The sequence below is a fragment of the Enterobacter sp. I4 genome (genome assembly GCF_022669095.1).
GTDB classification, from domain to species: Bacteria; Pseudomonadota; Gammaproteobacteria; order Enterobacterales; family Enterobacteriaceae; genus Enterobacter; species Enterobacter pasteurii.
The window spans coordinates 2042537-2061321 of the sequence record NZ_JALBUO010000001.1 but is presented as its reverse complement, the minus strand read 5'-3'; the positions used below and the strand labels follow the sequence as shown (position 1 = coordinate 2061321).

At 53.0% G+C, this 18785-nt stretch carries 18 protein-coding genes and 1 pseudogene; 6 read left to right on the top strand and 13 right to left on the bottom strand.

The window, feature by feature from the left end; translation table 11 throughout:
* The first annotated feature begins 254 nt into the window (after positions 1 to 254).
* A complete protein-coding gene (gene ompC / locus MOQ06_RS09845; protein ID WP_242172613.1) occupies positions 255 to 1364 on the top strand; it encodes a porin OmpC in 1110 nt (369 codons plus the stop codon).
* Between the two features lie 34 nt (positions 1365 to 1398).
* Here ompC and MOQ06_RS09840 read toward each other — a convergent pair whose 3' ends face one another.
* The 3 genes from MOQ06_RS09840 to MOQ06_RS09830 all read right to left on the bottom strand — a co-directional run bounded on the left by MOQ06_RS09840 (position 1399) and on the right by MOQ06_RS09830 (position 2935).
* Complete coding sequence (locus MOQ06_RS09840; RefSeq protein WP_242172610.1) at positions 1399 to 1821, bottom strand: GFA family protein; 423 nt, start codon at positions 1819 to 1821, stop codon at positions 1399 to 1401.
* A 3-nt stretch (positions 1822 to 1824) separates the two neighbouring features.
* Positions 1825 to 2022 carry a hypothetical protein gene (locus MOQ06_RS09835; protein WP_003856931.1) on the bottom strand — a complete coding sequence of 66 codons (198 nt, stop codon included), beginning with the start codon at positions 2020 to 2022 and terminating at the stop codon, positions 1825 to 1827.
* Positions 2023 to 2164: 142 nt separating this feature from the next.
* A complete protein-coding gene (locus MOQ06_RS09830) occupies positions 2165 to 2935 on the bottom strand; it encodes an NAD(P)H-dependent oxidoreductase (RefSeq protein WP_242172608.1) in 771 nt (256 codons plus the stop codon).
* Positions 2936 to 3021: 86 nt separating this feature from the next.
* On the opposite strand from MOQ06_RS09830, the gene MOQ06_RS09825 reads away from it, so the two are divergent.
* The gene (locus MOQ06_RS09825) at positions 3022 to 3918 is read left to right on the top strand and encodes a LysR family transcriptional regulator (RefSeq protein WP_242173251.1); all 897 of its coding nucleotides are present in this window, start codon (positions 3022 to 3024) and stop codon (positions 3916 to 3918) included.
* A gap of 143 nt (positions 3919 to 4061) precedes the next feature.
* On the opposite strand, the gene MOQ06_RS22530 is transcribed toward MOQ06_RS09825, so the two are convergent.
* Positions 4062 to 4193, bottom strand: a complete 132-nt coding sequence (locus MOQ06_RS22530; protein WP_255517716.1) for a hypothetical protein — start codon at positions 4191 to 4193, stop codon at positions 4062 to 4064.
* A gap of 586 nt (positions 4194 to 4779) precedes the next feature.
* Between MOQ06_RS22530 and MOQ06_RS09820 the strand changes: the two are divergent.
* Positions 4780 to 5088 (top strand): annotated as a pseudogene (locus MOQ06_RS09820) (tyrosine-type recombinase/integrase); the annotation flags it as partial.
* Positions 5066 to 6001 (top strand): tRNA 2-thiocytidine(32) synthetase TtcA, encoded by a 936-nt coding sequence (gene ttcA / locus MOQ06_RS09815; protein WP_176610188.1) that lies wholly within the window; start codon positions 5066 to 5068, stop codon positions 5999 to 6001. The pseudogene MOQ06_RS09820 and the gene ttcA, both read left to right, overlap by 23 nt.
* A 43-nt stretch (positions 6002 to 6044) precedes the next feature.
* Here ttcA and dbpA read toward each other — a convergent pair whose 3' ends face one another.
* From dbpA to MOQ06_RS09790, 5 genes are all read right to left on the bottom strand, one after another.
* Positions 6045 to 7418: an ATP-dependent RNA helicase DbpA gene (gene dbpA, locus MOQ06_RS09810; protein ID WP_242172606.1), complete on the bottom strand. Its 1374-nt coding sequence runs from the start codon at positions 7416 to 7418 to the stop codon at positions 6045 to 6047.
* Positions 7419 to 7475: 57 nt separating this feature from the next.
* Entirely contained in the window at positions 7476 to 7622 is a 147-nt protein-coding gene (locus tag MOQ06_RS09805) for a hypothetical protein (protein ID WP_274857168.1), read from the bottom strand.
* 280 nt (positions 7623 to 7902) lie between these two features.
* Positions 7903 to 8886 (bottom strand): zinc transporter ZntB, encoded by a 984-nt coding sequence (zntB, locus tag MOQ06_RS09800; protein WP_148419714.1) that lies wholly within the window; start codon positions 8884 to 8886, stop codon positions 7903 to 7905.
* A 90-nt stretch (positions 8887 to 8976) separates the two neighbouring features.
* Positions 8977 to 10107 carry a methyl-accepting chemotaxis protein gene (locus tag MOQ06_RS09795; protein WP_242172603.1) on the bottom strand — a complete coding sequence of 377 codons (1131 nt, stop codon included), beginning with the start codon at positions 10105 to 10107 and terminating at the stop codon, positions 8977 to 8979.
* A 403-nt stretch (positions 10108 to 10510) separates the two neighbouring features.
* Complete coding sequence (locus MOQ06_RS09790; protein ID WP_242172599.1) at positions 10511 to 12127, bottom strand: peptide ABC transporter substrate-binding protein; 1617 nt, start codon at positions 12125 to 12127, stop codon at positions 10511 to 10513.
* Positions 12128 to 12310: 183 nt separating this feature from the next.
* Between MOQ06_RS09790 and mpaA the strand changes: the two genes are divergently transcribed.
* Positions 12311 to 13024, top strand: a complete 714-nt coding sequence (gene mpaA / locus MOQ06_RS09785) for a murein tripeptide amidase MpaA (protein ID WP_242172597.1) — start codon at positions 12311 to 12313, stop codon at positions 13022 to 13024.
* On the opposite strand, the gene ycjG is transcribed toward mpaA, so the two are convergent.
* Positions 13015 to 13980, bottom strand: a complete 966-nt coding sequence (gene ycjG, locus MOQ06_RS09780; protein ID WP_242172595.1) for an L-Ala-D/L-Glu epimerase — start codon at positions 13978 to 13980, stop codon at positions 13015 to 13017. The genes mpaA and ycjG overlap by 10 nt on opposite strands.
* 106 nt (positions 13981 to 14086) lie before the next feature.
* Between ycjG and tpx the strand changes: the two genes are divergently transcribed.
* Positions 14087 to 14593 carry a thiol peroxidase gene (tpx, locus tag MOQ06_RS09775; RefSeq protein WP_176610182.1) on the top strand — a complete coding sequence of 169 codons (507 nt, stop codon included), beginning with the start codon at positions 14087 to 14089 and terminating at the stop codon, positions 14591 to 14593.
* A gap of 34 nt (positions 14594 to 14627) precedes the next feature.
* Here tpx and tyrR read toward each other — a convergent pair whose 3' ends face one another.
* From tyrR to MOQ06_RS09760, 3 genes are all read right to left on the bottom strand, one after another.
* Positions 14628 to 16169, bottom strand: a complete 1542-nt coding sequence (tyrR, locus tag MOQ06_RS09770) for a transcriptional regulator TyrR (protein ID WP_193355275.1) — start codon at positions 16167 to 16169, stop codon at positions 14628 to 14630.
* Between the two features lie 111 nt (positions 16170 to 16280).
* The gene (locus MOQ06_RS09765; protein WP_242172593.1) at positions 16281 to 17333 is read right to left on the bottom strand and encodes a YcjF family protein; all 1053 of its coding nucleotides are present in this window, start codon (positions 17331 to 17333) and stop codon (positions 16281 to 16283) included.
* Positions 17330 to 18727: a YcjX family protein gene (locus tag MOQ06_RS09760; protein WP_242172592.1), complete on the bottom strand. Its 1398-nt coding sequence runs from the start codon at positions 18725 to 18727 to the stop codon at positions 17330 to 17332. The genes MOQ06_RS09765 and MOQ06_RS09760 overlap by 4 nt, the downstream gene beginning before the upstream one ends.
* Positions 18728 to 18785 lie beyond the last annotated feature (58 nt).

Here is an 18785-nt window from a genome sequence, read left to right as displayed (position 1 = left end):
AATCTTAAAGGCATATAACGGCGTGGAGATTACCCTGTTTACTCAGCAATTAATAATTTTTATTTTGTATTATTCAACTAAAAACATTCATGGAGTGAATCGCTATTTCAATAGCATCATTTAGTTTAGATTTTACTTACCCAGTAACAATTATATTTTATTATTCATTATCGGAGTGATTTAGCATGGGACATCTTTCCAGCCCGGAAAGTTCACTAAGCAATTAAAAAAATAACGACACAGGAATAATCAAAATGCAAAGAAAAGTACTGGCACTGATGATCCCCGCTCTGTTAATGGCTGGCGCAACTCATGCGGCTGAAATTTATAATAAAGATGGTAATAAACTTGATCTGTATGGAAAAGTAGATGGCCTGCACTATTTCTCCGACGATACGTCTAAAGACGGTGATCAAACCTACATGCGTCTGGGCTTCAAAGGTGAAACCCAAATCAACGACATGATGACCGGCTATGCGCAGTGGGAATACAATATTCAGGCGAACAACACCGAAGGCTCTGATAACCAGTCCTGGACGCGTCTGGCCTTCGCCGGCGTGAAGGTGGGCGACTATGGCTCGTTCGATTACGGCCGTAACTATGGCGTACTGTACGATGTGGAAGGCTGGACCGACATGCTGCCTGAATTTGGTGGCGACTCATATACCTACGCCGACAACTTTATGACCGGTCGTGCAAACGGCGTGGCGACCTACCGCAACACCGACTTCTACGGTCTGGTGCAGGGTCTGAACTTTGCGGTTCAGTATCAGGGTAATAACGAAGACGCCAGCAATAATCAGGAAGGCACCAACAACGGCCGCGATATTCGCCATGAAAACGGCGACGGTTACGGTATTTCTGCGACCTATGATTTTGGCATGGGCTTCAGCGCGGGTGCGGCGTACGCCTCTTCAGACCGTACCAACGATCAGGTAACGTCTACCCGTGCGGGCGGTGATAAAGCGGATGCATGGACTGCGGGCCTTAAATACGATGCTAACAATATCTACCTGGCGGCGATGTATTCCGAAACCCGTAATATGACGCCATATGGTGATAACGCAGACGCAGTTGCCAATAAAACCCAGAACGTTGAAGTGACCGCACAATATCAGTTCGATTTCGGTCTGCGTCCGGCTATTTCCTATTTACAGTCCAAAGGTAAAGACCTGGGCAATGGCCAGGACGACAAAGACCTGGTTAAATACGCTGACGTCGGTGCTACCTACTATTTCAACAAAAACATGTCCACCTATGTTGATTATAAAATCAACCTGCTGGATGAAGATGACGCATTCTACAAAAACAACGGCATCGGTACTGATGACGTCGTAGCGTTAGGCCTGGTTTACCAGTTCTAATGACATTAGCCCGCAGAAATCTGCGGGCTAACGTTTATTTATGTTGAGTTTCTTCTTTGCGAAAAGAGAGATAGCCAAATATCCCGCTATCACCGTCCATCGGATGATTTACCCCATCCATCACCACCACTTCCGGGAAATCAAATGGCGTGACGTTTTCAAGACATGCGACATTCACGCCATACTCGTTAGGGTTGGAACGTCTTTGATGGAACGTATAAATTCCGCACACCGCACAGAAGAAATGGCGCGCCGTGCCGGTGTTGAAGCGGTATTCCGTGAGCCTGTCTTCGCCCTGAGTCACCGTAATACCCGTTAACGGTGCAGAGACCACCACCGCACCACGCATCCGGCAAAAAGAGCAGCTACAGCGACGCGCGGTTTTCAGGCCGTCCGTCAGCTCAACCGTAAACTGCACCGCACCACAATGGCACCGTGCATGACGAATTTCAGCCATCGCTTATACCCCTTTTCTCACTAATTCAGCAGCTTTCAAAAAGACTTCATCCTCAACGCCATCTCCCTTCTGCCTGCCGAGCCTTACCAGCTCATCGACAATACTTTCCCGGTTGATGATCTTCTGGGATGAAACCAGACCAATAACGGCGGCGCCAATAGCCAGCCCAACCAACCCTGTTTGTTCGTCTTTATTCTTCATTGAAGCGCTCCCTTGTACCCTTCAAAAGAGTAGCAGGAGTAAAATAAAGCGTGCTGGCTATCGTTAATGGGATCCATGCCATAACTGTCAGAGATTTTCGACTTGCCTGAAAAAAATAGGGTTTGCCTTTGGGGCTCGCCAGTCAGTCATCCTCAAGATGAACGGCAAGTCCAGACATACCCGGTGCAATGTGTTCCGCCAGTACATGCCGGTCCGGGTACTCCCCTGAATTTTGTGAACGAAAAGGGATCGGCGCATCGTTAAAGAGATTCTCCAGACGACTTCGCCAGCTGGTCTCCAGTTCACGTATAGCATTAGCGTTAAGCTGGCCGCTACCGTAAACAGCAAACGTGGGTAATACCTCCATTCCGGTATAAAAGAGCGTGCCATGGGTGATCGGAAATAATAATTGCGCTAAATCGCCATTGATGCCTCTGGGTGAATAATCACGTTCTGGCCCGCCAATCGAAACAGCAAGCAATGCCCGTTTGCCTTTAAAACCGCCTTCACCATAACGATACGCGTTGCCCTTATTCTGATAGCCATATGCAAGACCGTAGGCCCACACCCGCTCTATCCAGCCTTTCATAATGGCAGGCATACTGAACCACCATAATGGGAAAAGGAAGATAACCGCATCTGAGGCCAAAACTTTACGCTGCTCTTGTTCAACATCAGAGGTCTGTCGTCCATGAGCAAAAGCATGCGCAGACTCCTGAATATAGGAAAAACGTTCAGGATTAATTCGTTCAGGGAAGTCCTGGGAATCAAATACAGCTTTCCACCCCATCTTGTGGAGATCCGAATGCACGACACAGTGGCCCTGCGCGGTTAATACCTGCGTCGCTATGTGGACAAGATGACGTGTTAAAGAGGTGGTTTCGGGCTGGGCGTAGACAAGAAGTACATTCATTTTTTCGCTCCCAATCAGTTGGAAGCAACACATTAATTCCGCGTCTGATATAGTTAAAATGAATTTATAAAATGGCTGGCATTATGATGGTTAATACCTTAAGGAATCTTGATTTAAACCTGCTGGTTACGCTTAACGCGCTTCTGACCGAACATAATGTCACCCGTGCTGCCGAGCGTTTGCATCTTTCTCAACCCACCGTAAGCGTGCAACTCGCCCGACTTCGGAAGGTATTCGAGGATCCGTTACTCATACCGGGTCCACGGGGGATGCGCCCAACCCTTCGGGCTGATGAGCTTCGTGAACCACTGCGACATGCATTAGCAGCACTTGAAGAGGTAATCTCCCCAACGGGTGTCTTCAACCCAGCGCAGGCAACTCACCACTGGCACGTCGCCGCCTTTGATTACGGTGTTTTAACTATCCTGCGTCCAGCCCTGAAAGCATTACGCGCTGCTGCGCCAGCTACACGTATTGCAGTAGTACATATGCTTCCCTCGCAAGCGTCCAGGAAAGCCGATCGGGGAGAAATTGACCTGGCCTTTATGACCAGGGTCGAAGCTCCGCAAAATTTATATAGTCGAACACTGTTCACTGAGCGCTATGTACTTGTTGGTCGTGCGGGAAACCCCCACCTGCAAAAACCCCTGTCGCTTGAGAAATTCTGTCAGCTTGAACACGTCATTGTCTCACCAGAAGGTGGAGGCTTTCATGGTGCGACAGATACCGTATTGGCCGAACGAGGTATGACGCGTCGTGTCTCAATGTCTGTGCCAGGTTTTCTGCTTCTCTGTGCGGTGCTGGAGAGTTCAGATATGGTCGCCATGGCCCCATGGCGGCTGGTGTGTGAAAACAATGCGCTGCAAACTGTTGAACCACCAGTTGAGGTGCCCGGATTTGAAATGGTTATGCTCTGGCCTGAGCGGGTCCATCGCGATCGCGCCCATATGTGGTTTCGTGAGAAAATCGCCTCATCGGTATAAGCATCAATCGGTACAGACATCTTAAAAGCTTGTCAGTTTATGCTGGAAAGAACGACCAACGCTTTAGACTCCTCCGCGTCTGTACCCATGAGATCGCAGCCCCTGGACGATGCAAAGAAAAACCGCCCGAAGGCGGCTTCTTATCACTCTGGTTCTTTATCGCCCGATTCGGGCGCTGAGCCAGGGTCGTCTTTTGGCTTGCTTCCATCCTTATCGTGGCTGTCCGGGACGGGGCTAAAATCAGGATGGTCGCCATTTACTGGCCGGTCAGTCATGTTCACCTCCATTTCTACCGCGTAAACCTTAAGTGTAGACACTCCATACGTTATCCCCAAACTTCACGTGGCGTAAGGGAATGCTGCTTTCATCCTGACATAAGGTAACGACGTGTCTGCGGTCAGTTTAGCGCTTAACAGTGCCATTTAAACGGGAGGTAAACAGGGTGCTCTAACGCGATGTAAATGCAATATTTCAAAAGCGTGTAGCAATGCTGGAGGTTGGTATTACGCCTGGCTGAAGATAGAATGGTTTGACAAAAGTTAACGTCAGGACGACCTGCTCATGATTTTTCTTTATTCCGCTATTGCACTCTCCTCCCTGGCAGCCTTCGTCTTACTTTGCTTTTATGCAATTTATCAATTCTCAGTAAAGGGAGACGTCAGTTTCTACGTAATGCTCTTCGCTTTAATATTCCTTTGCATCTCTTTTTACGGAGCCGTAGGTTTTACTTACACAAAGTTAAAAGAAGCCGGAACCGTCATCAAAATTATCTGAACCAGCCACTTTTAGTCACGACCGGTAACCGCGTTTCTTTGATAGCCTCGGCCGCTTTCTCGTTGACTCCCGGTGCTGGAAACCTGTTACGCTTTAACGAGCATCGGCACCGGATCTAACGCCGCTGTAAAACGTGCTGGCATTCGCCGCCGGAATCCGTACCATACGCGGCATACTTTTGCCTGCTGGCTTTTATCTGCCGGCGCTAACCCGTCTTTCATAGCCAGCCAGATGGGGCATGAAAACGCGCAAATGGTTTATGAAGTCTACGGTGCGTGGATTGAAGAAATGAATGGCGAACAGGTGCTGATGCTTAACGATAAGCTGGCACGCTTAAATTTTTTGCCCCTACTGGCTCCGAAGGTAGTAATAAATGCAAGAAAATCAAGAAATTAACAAAAAAGAGCAATACAACCTGAACAAGCTGCAAAAGCGACTGCGCCGTAACGTGGGCGAAGCCATTGCAGACTTCAACATGATTGAAGAAGGCGACCGTATTATGGTCTGCCTGTCAGGGGGTAAAGATAGCTATACCATGCTGGAGATCTTGCGCAATCTTCAGCAAAGCGCACCGGTGAACTTTTCCCTGGTGGCGGTCAATCTCGACCAGAAACAGCCGGGCTTTCCGGAGCATATCCTGCCGGAGTACCTGGAGAAACTGGGCGTTGAATACAAAATCGTAGAAGAGAATACCTACGGTATTGTTAAAGAGAAGATCCCTGAAGGCAAAACGACCTGCTCGCTCTGCTCCCGTCTTCGCCGCGGCATTCTGTACCGTACAGCAACGGAGCTGGGCGCAACCAAAATCGCGCTGGGCCACCACCGTGACGACATTCTGCAAACGCTGTTCCTGAATATGTTCTACGGCGGCAAAATGAAGGGCATGCCGCCGAAGCTGATGAGTGATGACGGCAAACACATCGTCATCCGCCCGCTCGCCTACTGTCGCGAGAAAGACATCGAGCGTTTCTCACAGGCCAAAGCCTTCCCTATCATTCCATGCAACCTGTGCGGATCTCAGCCTAACCTGCAGCGTCAGGTGATTGGCGACATGCTGCGTGACTGGGATAAACGCTATCCGGGTCGTATCGAGACGATGTTCAGCGCAATGCAGAACGTGGTTCCTTCGCACCTGGCCGACGTCGAGCTGTTCGATTTTAAAGGCATCAACCATGGTTCAGAAGTAATAAACGGTGGCGACCTGGCGTTTGACCGCGAAGAGATCCCGATGCAGCCTGCCGGCTGGCAGCCGGAAGAAGATGATGCGCAATTCGATGAACTGCGCCTGAACGTGGTGGAAGTAAAATAACCTTACAGCGTCTCAGAAACCGCTTCTGAGACGCTTCTTTAGCTTACTTCAGCAGTCGAACGCGACAGGTTTTCCCTTTAATTTTCCCGTTCTGCAATTGTTTCCAGGCTTTTTGAGCAACCGGCTGGCGAACCGCCACGTAGACATGTGCCGGGTGGACCGTAATTTTACCAATATCTGCCCCATCCAGACCGATATCCCCTGTTAACGCGCCCAGAACGTCACCCGGACGCATTTTGGCTTTTTTGCCGCCGTCGATGCAAAGGGTAACCATCTCCGCCACAAGCGGAACAACGCTGGTGTGGCCTGGTGCGCTCACCCAGTTGAGTTTCATTTGCAGCATTTCTGCAAGAATGTTGGCGCGCTGAGCCTCTTCAGGCGCGCAGAAGCTGATGGCAAGACCGCTGTTGCCGGCACGCGCCGTGCGTCCGATACGGTGTACATGCACCTCTGGATCCCATGCCAGCTCAAAATTGACCACCAGCTCAAGAGATTTAATGTCCAGCCCACGGGCCGCCACGTCCGTGGCAACCAGCACGCGAGCGCTGCCGTTAGCGAAACGCACCAGGGTCTGATCGCGATCGCGCTGCTCCAGATCGCCGTGCAGCGGTAACGCACTCTGCCCGGCTTCATTCAGGGCATCACACACCGCCTGACAATCTTTTTTGGTGTTACAGAACACCACGCAGGACGCGGGCTGGTGCTGGCTCAGTAATTTTTGCAGCAGCGGAATTTTGCCCTGCTGCGACGTTTCATAGAACTGCTGTTCAATTGCTGGCAATGCATCAACGGTATCAATTTCGATAGTAATCGGATCTTTCTGCACGCGCCCGCTGATCGCCGCAATGGACTCGGGCCAGGTAGCAGAAAAGAGCAGCGTTTGACGAGAGGCAGGCGCGAAGCGGATCACGTCGTCAATCGCGTCGCTGAATCCCATATCCAGCATGCGGTCTGCTTCATCCATCACCAGCGTTTGCAGCGCATCTAGTGAAACGGTGCCTTTTTGCAGATGATCGAGCAGACGACCCGGCGTCGCCACAATGATATGCGGCGCGTGCTGAAGAGAATCGCGCTGCGCACCAAAAGGGTGTCCACCGCATAGCGTTAAAATTTTGGTGTTCGGTAAAAAGCGCGCCAGGCGACGCAGCTCGCCCGCCACCTGATCGGCCAGCTCGCGCGTTGGGCAGAGAATAAGAGACTGGGTCTGAAACAGGGTTACATCGATGTGCTGTAACAGGCCAAGACCGAATGCAGCCGTTTTACCACTGCCGGTTTTAGCCTGCACGCGCACGTCACGGCCTTCGAGGATGGCTGGCAGGGCAGCGGCCTGGACAGGTGTCATAGTCAGGTAGCCCAACTCATTCAGGTTAGTGAGTTGGGCAGCAGGCAGAACATTCAGCGTGGAAAAAGCGGTCACAATATACTCTCGTGGTAAAGATTACGGTCAGATGGCGCGTATCCTCGCAGATCTCCGCTAACGATGCGACAATTTAATCGGCTCTTCATCCGGTGGCGGGTCCGGCATCGGCTGCGGACGGGGGATGGGGTCAGGCATTGGGGTCGGATCGGTTGGCACCGGATCGGACTGACGCGTGTTCACCAGGTGCAGGGTAAGTAGCATACTCATCTTTTCCTCCAGGTTTTGGTGTTGTCCCCTAAAGGGTAGACGCTGAGAAACAGGAGGCAAAAAAAAGCCGACTATAAAGTCGGCGTCGTACGAATCAATTGTGCTATGCAGTAATTCAAAAAAAGGAAGTAAGACAATATGGAGCGCAACGCCCATCGCTTGACGTTGCATTCACCTGCGGGAGTAATATTGCACCTTAGAGGGTCGGAGTTTATTGACTTCGCTCAATTAAAATGTCGTTTTGAAGCAGACAATGCATCATAAAAGCGTAAATTTACAGCCATTTACTGCGATGCAACCACCACGCAACACCGCCAATTAAAACCACTAACATGACGCAAAACGTGGTGAAGCCGTAATGGTATTCCCCGCCGGGGATCCCTCCCAGATTGACGCCAAATAGCCCGGTTAGGAACGTGCTCGGTAAAAAGACCATCGCCATTAGCGACATGGTGTACGTTCTTCTTGCCAAAGACTCCTGCATCACCTGGGCTATTTCGTCCGCCATGACCGCCGTTCTGGCGATACAGGCGTCGATCTCGTCCAGACCCCTGCCGAGCCGGTCAGCGATATCCTGCATTCTGCGGCGCTGATCGTCATTCATCCAGCTCAGGCGTTCGCTTGCCAGACGCGCGTAAACGTCGCGCTGCGGCGTCATGTAGCGGCGCATGACGATAAGTTGCTTACGCAACAGCGCCAGAAAGCCTCGTGGGGGGATTTGCTGATCGAGAAGATTATCTTCCAGATCGATGATTTTATCGTGGAGTTCTTCAATAAACTCGCTGGCGTGATCGGTCAACGCATCACAGACATCAACCAGCCAGCTGCCGCAATCCGTTGGTCCCGTGCCCTCTTTCAGATCGTTAATAACGTCATCCAGCGCCAGCACCTTTCGCTGGCGGGTGGAGACAATCAGGCGCTCATCCATATATACACGCATTGCTACAAGCTGATCCGGACGTTCATCCGTGCTGCCATTAATACACCGCAGCGTAATTAACGTGCCCTCACCCATCCGGCTGACGCGCGGCCTGAGGCTTTCTCCCGCCAGCGCATCCCGGACATTATTAGGCAACAGCGGCGTGGATGCGAGCCAGTCTGCGCTGTCTGGATGGGTGTAGTTGAGATGCAGCCAGCATGGATGTTCACTGTCGATTTCATCCGTATCTTCCAGCGGTCTTGCGCCACCACGTCCATCAAACACCCACGCAAAAACTGCGTCAGGAACGTTAACCTCAGACCCTTTTATGCTTTCCACAGCGCCTCCACCGTTTTAACTCTTCCGGTGTCAGTCTAGCTTTCGCCGAGGGTTAAGCAATAATTATGTGAGGCATGGTCCTGAATATGCTCAGGAATTCACCGCCCACTTGCGGCGCTTTAGCGCATTGTCAGGCTGGTATTCATTATTCAGGCGGAAGTTACGCGTTCGCGTTTGTAGTTCAATCACCTGATTGCGCAGCACGTCTGATGAACCATTAAGTTCTTCTACCATCGAGACGTTGCTCTGCGTGACGCGCTCAAGCTCTGATAGTGCCTGAGTTATTTGTGAAATGCCTTTTTCCTGTTCCGACGTAGAGGCGGAAATGTCATCCATCAGTCTGCTGACATTGCCCGAGCCGGCTACGATGTCGTGCATATTTTTTTCCGCCTCCGATACTACCGTGACGCCCTGGGTCACGTTATGGCTGGTGACTTCAATTAATGATTTAATATTTTTTGCCGCTTCGGCGCTGCGATGCGCCAGGCTTCGGACCTCACCGGCCACGACGGAAAACCCTTTACCATGGTCACCGGCTCTTGCCGCTTCCACAGCGGCATTAAGCGCCAGAATATTGGTCTGGAAAGCGATACCGTCAATCAGCGAGATAATTTCCGTCATCTGCTGGGCACATTCGGTTATCGATTGCATATTGTTTGCAACCTGCCCCATTAACTCCCCACCCTTACGCGCCCGCATAGTCGCAGCATTCGCCTGCTCGCTGGCTAAACGGGTATTGTCTGCATTATTTTTGGTACTCGCAGCCATCTGTTCCATGCTGGCCGCCGTTTGGACCAGAGAGGCTGACTGCTGTTCTGTTTTGACGGAAAGCTCCGCGCTGCGGGAAGAGAGCTGTTCAGAAAGCGTCATGGCAGTATGCGACGACGCGCGGATCTCACGCACCAGCGTTGCGATATTGCTGGAGAGACTATTAATTCCCGGGATCAGCCGCCCCGCACAGTTGTTACCGAACTCGGGAATCGACACCCCCAGGTTACCCGACGTGACTTCTTCAATACTTTTTTTCACCGTATTGATCGGCGTCACAAGGTATTTTGTCATGTACGCCCAGAGTAAAAATAAAGCGACAGATTGAACAATAATAACAGCAATTAAAAGCGACAAGCTGCCTGAGAATATTGTTATCACTCCATCACTTACCAAAAATACACATAAAAGGAAATAGGTAATAAACGTCCTGACACTAATATTTCTTAGCATACTTTTTCCTGCGGCTTTATATTTGGGTTGGCAATAAGGGTTATAGCATTGCCGGGTAACTTTGTCCTCAGGTTCGTGACCGGATCCCTTTTTTGCTGTTTAAATTCAGGTATTTAATTTAAACAACCGTAACATGCTGCCTTAAGGCAAACTGAAAGATATCAGTTTTGTTATAATGCATCCGCAAAAAACGTTAGCGGTATATTTAAGAAGGAATACCTTTAAGTCATATTGTTTAGTAATGCTTAATAAGTTAGCGCTGGTAATATATACACGTTGCATGGGATAGCATACATACACTTTTAAAGTTTTAGTTCAGTATTGTTAAACGATTGCAGGAAGGCTTCGGGCGCTAATGCGATTAACAGCTATCGTAATCGCACCGCGCCCTACTCTTTCGATTCTAGTGCTTTTCAATGTACATAGTACGACTGTACGCCACGTCCTCTGGGTTATTTATTGGATATCCTTTGACCCAGGGCTTAATGAGGCGGCCATTGGTGTATTGATAAATCGGAGCAATAGGTGCCTTTTCTGTCAGGATCTTCTCCGCCATGTTGTAGTCGGCATTACGCGCTTTTTCAGTGGTTTCAAGCGTCGCCTGATTGATAATCTTGTCGTACGCCGGATCGTTGAAGCGCGAGATATTCCCGCTATGGGAGGAGGTGAGCAGCGACAGGAAAGTCGATGGCTCGTTGTAGTCCCCTACCCATGACGCACGGATGACGTCAAAATTCCCGGTGTTACGGCTGTCGATGTAGGTTTTCCACTCCTGATTCTGCAACTTGACGTCAACGCCCAGGTTTTTTTTCCACATGGATGCAACCGCAATCGCAATTTTTTGATGATTTTCGGACGTGTTGTAGAGCAGCGTTAATTTTAACGGGCGCTGCGGGCCATAGCCTGCTGCCTGCAATAACGTTTTCGCCTGAGCATTCAGCTCCTGTTGCGACATCTGCTCAAATGGCGAGGTTTCCGGCGTGAAACCGGCAGTCACATCGGGAGTGAAATGCCAGGCCGGCTTCTCGCCTGTTCCCAGCACTTTTTCCGCCATGATCCGCCGGTCGATAGTCATGCTGAGCGCCAGACGCACGCGGGCATCAGCGGTTGGGCCTTTTTGCGTGTTAAACGCGTAGTAGTAGGTACCCAGCTGCGGCGGCGTGTATACCTGCCCAGGGATATCCTTAAGCAGCTTCTGATACATGTTTTTTGGGAACGATTCGGTTATATCAATATCGCCCGCCAGATAACGTTTCGTTGCTGATGACTCCTGATTGATCGGCACGAAAGTCACTTTTTGAAGCACCGTTTTGGCGTTATCCCAGTAATGAGGATTCGGCTCAACCACCAGTTTTTCATTAACCACACGATCTTTAAGTACATACGCACCATTACCGATGAGCGCGCCTGGACGTGTCCACTCTTTACCGCTTTCGACGTTGGCCTTTTGGACAGGATAGAACGCAAAATTAGCCGTAAGATTGCTGAACCACGGCAGGGGCTTGTCGAGCTGAACGCGCAGCGTTTTCGCATCGACCGCCGTTACGCCAAGGGTGTCTGGTGCAGCTTTGCCATCGATTATGGCCTGAGCGTTGTTAATTCCAGCCAGCGCCGCAAACCAGGCGAAAGGTGAGGTCGTTTTCGGGTCAACCAGACGACGCCAGCTGTAAACAAAATCCTGCGCCGTCACCGGGCTACCGTCAGACCACTTCGCGTTGTCTCGCAGGGTAAACGTCCAGATCCGGTTATCATTGCTTTGCCAGCGCGTCGCTACTCCCGGCACCAGCTCCCCTTTTTCATTTTGATTCACCAGCCCTTCATAAAGGTCGCGGATCACCTGAATTTCCGGTAATCCCACCGCTTTTGCCGGATCGAGGGAAGCGGGTTCATCTTTGATATGTCGAACCAGCTCCTGTTTTTGCGCCAGAACCGTTCCCTGGGGAACATCCGCGGCATATGAAAGTGATGAGAGCCCGCACAGCCACAGCGCAGTACAAAGAAGCGAAACAGGATGCTTCATACGATCCCCTTAATGATTTCAGGTAACAGGCAGATGCGTAATTATTTGTTTCGAAACGGAGAAATGCAAATGCTTCCTCCTGAAAGTTGATGTCAGGCAAATTTCTACACGAAAGGAAACTATTTGATTAAGCGCGGGTTTTGCACAACACTGCCAGAAGCGACTTCATCATCAGGGTTTACTATGGCAACCACCCGACCACGAACGGAACGCGGCGCCTTTCCGCCCGGTACTGAACATTATGGCCGCTCCTTTTTAGGCGCTCCATTAATCTGGTTTCCGGCTCCCGAGGCCGATCGCAACAGCGGCTTGATTATTGCGGGGACGCATGGCGACGAAAATTCGTCCATCGTGACGCTCTCCTGCGCGCTGCGGACGCTGGCTCCCGACTTGCGGCGTCATCATGTGATTTTGACCGTTAACCCGGACGGCTGCCAGCTTGGGCTACGGGCGAATGCGCGGGGAGTTGACCTTAACAGGAACTTCCCGGCGGCAAACTGGCGCGCCGGTGAAACGGTGTACCGCTGGAACAGTTCGGCGCAGGAGCGGGATGTGGTCCTGCTTACGGGCGACAAGCCCGGCTCCGAACCCGAGACTCAGGCGTTATGCCAGCTTATTCATAAGATCCACCCGGCCTGGGTTGTCTCTTTCCACGATCCGCTCGCCTGTATTGAAGATCCTCGCCATACGGCGCTCGGGCAGTGGCTCGCAGATGCGTTTGCCCTTCCTCTGGTGACCAGCGTCGGCTATGAAACTCCCGGATCGTTTGGCAGCTGGTGCGCCGACCTCGGCCTGCACTGTATCACCGCAGAGTTTCCGCCCATCTCCTCGGACGAAGCGAGCGAAAAATATCTGCGGGCAATGACGGACCTCCTGCGCTGGCAGCCTCAGAGGTGAAGCACGCCGGAGGTAAAATTCAGGGCGGGCGATACATCAACCGCGAGCCAGGTTGGGCCATCCAGATCGGCAAAACGCACGCTGTTCGCCAGCGGGAGCGCTGCGCCAATCGCCCTGGACGTGCAGAGCATACAGCCCAGCATTAAGGTAAATCCTTGCGACTGCGCGTCCTTTGCCAGAGCAAGGGCTTCGGTTAATCCACCGGTTTTATCGAGCTTAATGTTCACCATCTCGTAGCGGCCCTTCAGGGCCGACAGGCTTTCGCGAGTATGGCAACTCTCATCAGCACATACCGGAAGCGGATGAATGAAATTTGCCAGCGCGGCATCATCTTCCGCGGGTAAAGGCTGCTCAAGCATCGCAACGCCCAGGTCGGCCAGCAGCTGACAGCGCGCTGCCAGCCCTTCGCTGTGCCATGATTCATTAGCGTCGACGATCAGGGTCGCCTCAGGCACCGCGGCGCGAATGGCGATCATGCGTTCGCTTATCATACGGTCGTCGAGCTTTACTTTTAACAACGTCGCGCCCGTGGCATACAGCGCCTGGGCGCTGGCCGCCATCTGCTCCGGTTCACCTATGACTACCGTTTGCGCGGTGACGATCGAGTCTGGAAGCGTAATGTTAAGAAGTGAAGGCAGCATTTTGCCCTGTTTCGCCGCCTCAAGGCTCCAGAGAGCACAGTCGATAGCATTGCGGGCTGCGCCAGCCGGTAAGCGCTGCTGGAGCGCTTCACGCGTAAGGCCGGTCTGAAGATCGGGCACAACCGTCATGATCTGCGCCATCACCGACGCCAGGCTTTCACCGTAGCGTGGATAGGGCGTACATTCCCCGACGCCCTTCACGCCGTCCTCTTCACATTCAACCACCACCACACGGGCCTCATTACGGCTGCCGCGCGAGATCACAAATGGGGTATGCAATGGCCAGGCTTCTTCATAGACCTTAACGCTTCTCATCACTGACTCCTTGCAGGCCGGTAAGGCGTAAAATTGGTTTGCCGTGCTAACTGCGGATGACATACACTAGCCACGACGTTAACTATTTGTAAACAGGAAGATATCCATGTCACAACTCGTTCATTTCCAGGGCAACCCGGTTGCTGTTGCAGGTTCCATTCCACAGTCCGGCAGCAAAGCACAGCCTTTCACTCTGGTTGCTAAAGATCTGTCTGACGTCACGTTGAGCCAGTTTGCCGGCAAACGCAAAGTCCTGAACATTTTCCCAAGCATCGACACCGGCGTCTGCGCCGCGTCCGTGCGTAAATTCAACCAGCTGGCGACCGAAATGGACAACACCGTGGTGCTGTGCATTTCTGCTGACCTGCCGTTTGCCCAGTCCCGCTTCTGCGGCGCTGAAGGCCTGAGCAACGTCATCACCCTTTCCACCCTGCGCAGCCCGGATTTCCTGGAGAAGTACGGTGTTGGCATTTCCGAAGGTGCGCTGAAAGGCCTGGCCGCGCGCGCGGTGCTGGTCATTGATGAAAACGACAACGTTGTTTTCAGCCAGCTGGTAAATGAAATCACCACCGAACCGGATTACACCGCGGCACTCGACGCCCTGAAAGCGTAATCGTAAAAAAGCCTCTGCAAAGAGGCTTTTTTATTTATTCTTCACCCTTCTTCTGACTCAATCCGTACTCGCGCAGTTTATTGGCAATCGCGGTATGCGACACCCCAAGGCGCTTAGCCAGCTTGCGGGTACTCGGATAGCTACGATAGAGCTGCGTCAATACCGAGCGCTCGAAACGGCTGGTGATATCGTCCAGCGAGCCTTCCATTGCCTCTTCGCCCACCGAAACCGTTCCGGCATCGTAATCCGGCAACAAAATATCCTGCGGTCGTAGTTCATATCCTTCCAGCTGGGTCAACGCACGGTAGACCGCGTTTTTCAGCTGACGAATATTGCCCGGCCAGCCGTAGCGGGTCAGCACGGTGCCCAAATCGGCGGAGAGCTTCGGACGCGGGACGCCCTGCTCATCGGCAAAACGGGCCACGAACAGCTCCGTCAACGGCATGATGTCCTGCGGGCAATCGCGCAGCGGCGGAATATTGAGGGTCAGAACGTTCAGGCGATAGTATAGATCTTCGCGGAAGACGCCCTTCTGAACCAGCTCCACCAGGTTTTTCTGGGTGGCGCATATCACGCGCACGTCAACGTGCACTTCATGATCTTCCCCTACGCGGCGGAAAGTGCCGTCATTCAGAAAACGCAGCAGCTTCGCCTGCATGCGTGGCGACATTTCGCCAATCTCGTCCAGCAGCACCGAGCCGCCGTTCGCCTGTTCAAAAAAGCCTTTTTTACCTTCCGGCGCATGGCCGAACAGTTCGCTTTCAACCGCGTCTTCCGGTATAGAAGCGCAGTTGAGCGCCAGATAGGGTTTTGCCGCACGCGGGCTGGCCAGATGCACGGCATGCGCCAGCAGATCTTTTCCCGTACCGGTATCGCCGGTGATAAGCAGCGGCGCGGTCAGATTTGCCAGCTTGCGCGCCTGCTCAACCACGTGACGCATCTTCGGGCTTACCGCAATGATCTGGCTGAAGGCACCGACATCCTGGCTTGAAAGATTCTGCAACTGGCGGCCCATGCGCACGGTGGAGCGCAGCATGATCACGGCCCCGGTCAGCACGCGCGCGTCGTTTTCCCCTTTCAGGTAGACCGGCGTGATCTCCATCAGGAAATTCTGTCCGTTGATCGCCACGTGTTCGCTGTGGGTGTTTTGCGGGCTACTCTCCAGCCAGCGCTGGAAATTAAAGCCAGGGATCAGCTGCGTGGCGTGGTGGCCGATGAGTTTTTCCTGGCTCTGCGCAAACAGCTGGCAGCTGGCCTGGTTGACGCGCTCGACTTTATTTTTCAGATCGAGGGACAGGAACGGCTCCGGCATCGCTTCCAGCAGCGCGCTCAGGGCCAGGTGTTCACGCTCGGACGGCATCCATGGAATGGTGCGTACATCCGTAACGCCAGCGATACGGCGGATTTCCGCCATCAGGCTGCTGAAGGTATTAAATTCAATTTCGGCAAAATTGAGGTAAATTCGCCCGACAGGGTCGATCTCAATGCCACGTAAATCAATGCTACGTAAAACAAGAAGATCGAGTAACTCGCGGGTCAGACCGAGACGGTCCTCACAAAAGACTTCCAGACGCATGGGAAATTCACCGTTTAAGCCATTAACAGTAAAATGATATGTCAGATCGCGGTGTTCGGGAAGGTGGCTGTCAACAAATATTGACAGCCAGCACGATTAGTAAACAAAACCTCACTGAGCAGGTTTTTTGTTAAGCGTATCCTTGAGCTGGCCAATCAGCTCGCGCCGGAAATCGCCTAACCGCGGCTTGTCGCCGTCAATCCAGGGTAAAGGACGACAAACCTCCATCGCTTTGATTCCCAGGCGTGCCGTCAGCAGACCGGCACCGATCCCCTGCGCCGCTCGCGCGGACAGACGTGCCGCGAGATCCTGCGACATCCAGTCCATTCCTACCTCGCGCACCAGTTCGCTGGCCCCGGCGAAGGCGATATTCAGCAATACCAGCTTGAACAGGCGCAGCCGGCTGTAATAGCCAAGCTCAATGCCATACAGTCTGGCGATGCGGTTGATCAGGCGCAGGTTGCGCCAGGCAATAAAGGCCATATCCACCATCGCCAGCGGGCTAACGGCGATCATCAGCGTGGATTCTGCGGCTGACCGGCTTATTTCACGCCGTGCCTGCGCATCCAGCACCGGCTGAACAATATGGGCATAGAGCGTGACCACTTCCCGATCGTTCTGCGTTTCGTGGATCGCCGCGTACCAGCGCTGTAGCGCCGGATGAGAATGATCTACCCCGGCCTGAGCCGCCAGCTTTTCACAAAAAGCACGCCCTTTGCCCGTGCCGTGGCTGTGAAGAAGATCCCGCGCTTCATCACGTTCGTGGGCACGCTGTCGCAAACGCCAGAGCCGTCGCCACTCGGTGACCACTGACCCAACGCCCGCACCAACGATCAGTGCCCCGGCTGCACAGCCGCCCAGCGCCACCCAGTCCTGCGTCTGCCAGGCATTGATGCCCCACTGGACGCCCTGCCCGATTACGCTCGCACCGAAAAGGACCAGCCCGGCGCTGACCATCCTGCGCCACAGGCTGCGTTTCGGGCGCAGCGCCGCGTCAACGACCGCTTCCGCCTGCCCCTCTTCAACCAGCGGCTCTTCTGCCAGCACCGGCGCAAAATTGTCGGCCTGCGGGCCGCCGAAGGTGTGCGCCGATTTGAACACCTCCTCCGGTGTCTGCTCAAGCTGGCCAGTAAAATCAATGCGTGGTTTTAACGGTTCCGTCATCGCAATTTATCTCCAATCAAAAACTCCAGCGCTGCATCCAGACGGATGTGCGGCAATGGCTGGTCAACGTTCATCACCTGCGGACGGAAGGCTTCAAACTGAAACCCCTGATTTTGCCAGAAGGCCTGGCCCGGGAGACGCGCCGGGACTTCCCCCGGATAGACCGTGAGCGGTTCACCATCGCTGAGGCGATTACCGCGTAATGCCGGGATTTTCTCGCCATTCACGTCGATCAGCCCACTCTGGGTGGCCTGTACGGACGCCAGCCCCAGGCAATCCATACCGATCCCTTCGAAAGCCGCATTCTGCCATGCATCCTGCACCAGCTGTTGCAGCAGGGAAACCATATTGGCGTGCTGATCGACCGTCACGTGATCGGCCTTTGTCGCGGCAAACAGCAGCTTGTCGATCACCGGAGAGAACAAGCGGCGAAACAGCGTTCGCTGGCCGTAATGAAAACTCTGCATCAGCTGCGTCAGTGCCAGTCGCATATCGTTGAACGCCTGCGGCCCGCTGTTGAGCGGTTGCAGGCAATCCACCAGCACTATCTGACGGTCAAAACGTAAAAAGTGATTTTTATAAAAACCTTTAACGACTTTTTCACAGTAGTAATTGTACCTGTCCCGGAGCATGCCGGCGTTGGTGGTTTTGTCCGCCTGCGCCAGTTTCACTTCACCAATGCCGTCAACGTCCGGCCACGGGAAAAACTGCAGCGCGGGGGCACCGGCTAAATCTCCCGGCAAAACAAACCGACCCGGCTGGATAAAATGCAGCCCCTCCTGCTTGCACTGGTGCAGGTAGTCCGTCCAGGCCTCGGCTATTGCTGCCAGACGGTTTTCATCCGCTGGCGCCAGCGGATCCAACCCTTCGCAAAGTTGCCGCCATTTTGTTGACCAGTCCGCACGCTGCCCCTGCAACAGGCCGGTCATCTGTCGGGACCAGCTCAGGTAGTCCAGCGCCAGCATGGGTAAATCGAGCAGCCATTCGCCAGGATAATCCACAATCTCAAGATAGAGCGTGGACGTCTCTTTAAAATGGCGCATCAGCGATTCGTTAGAGCGAAAACGAAGCGCAAGACGAATCTCGCTCACGCCACGCGTTGGCGTAGGCCAGGTGGGTGGCTGTCCGTACAGCTGCGCCAGCCCTTCATCATAGGTGAAGCGGGGGATGCCAAAATCACGCTGCGGCACACGTTTCACGCCCAACAGCCGCTCCTCGCGCACCGCGCTAAGCAGCGGCAGCCGTGCCCCGGCATGCAGGTTCAAAAGCTGATTGACCATTGCCGTAATAAATGCGGTCTTACCGCTGCGGCTCAGCCCCGTCACGGCCAGACGCAGATGCCGATCAACGCCACGGTTCACCAGAGAATTGAATTCGTTTTTAAGTCGCTTCATCGCCATCCTTCATTGCCTGGAAGCCGGAAAAGAGTCACTTCAGAATACAATAAATTGG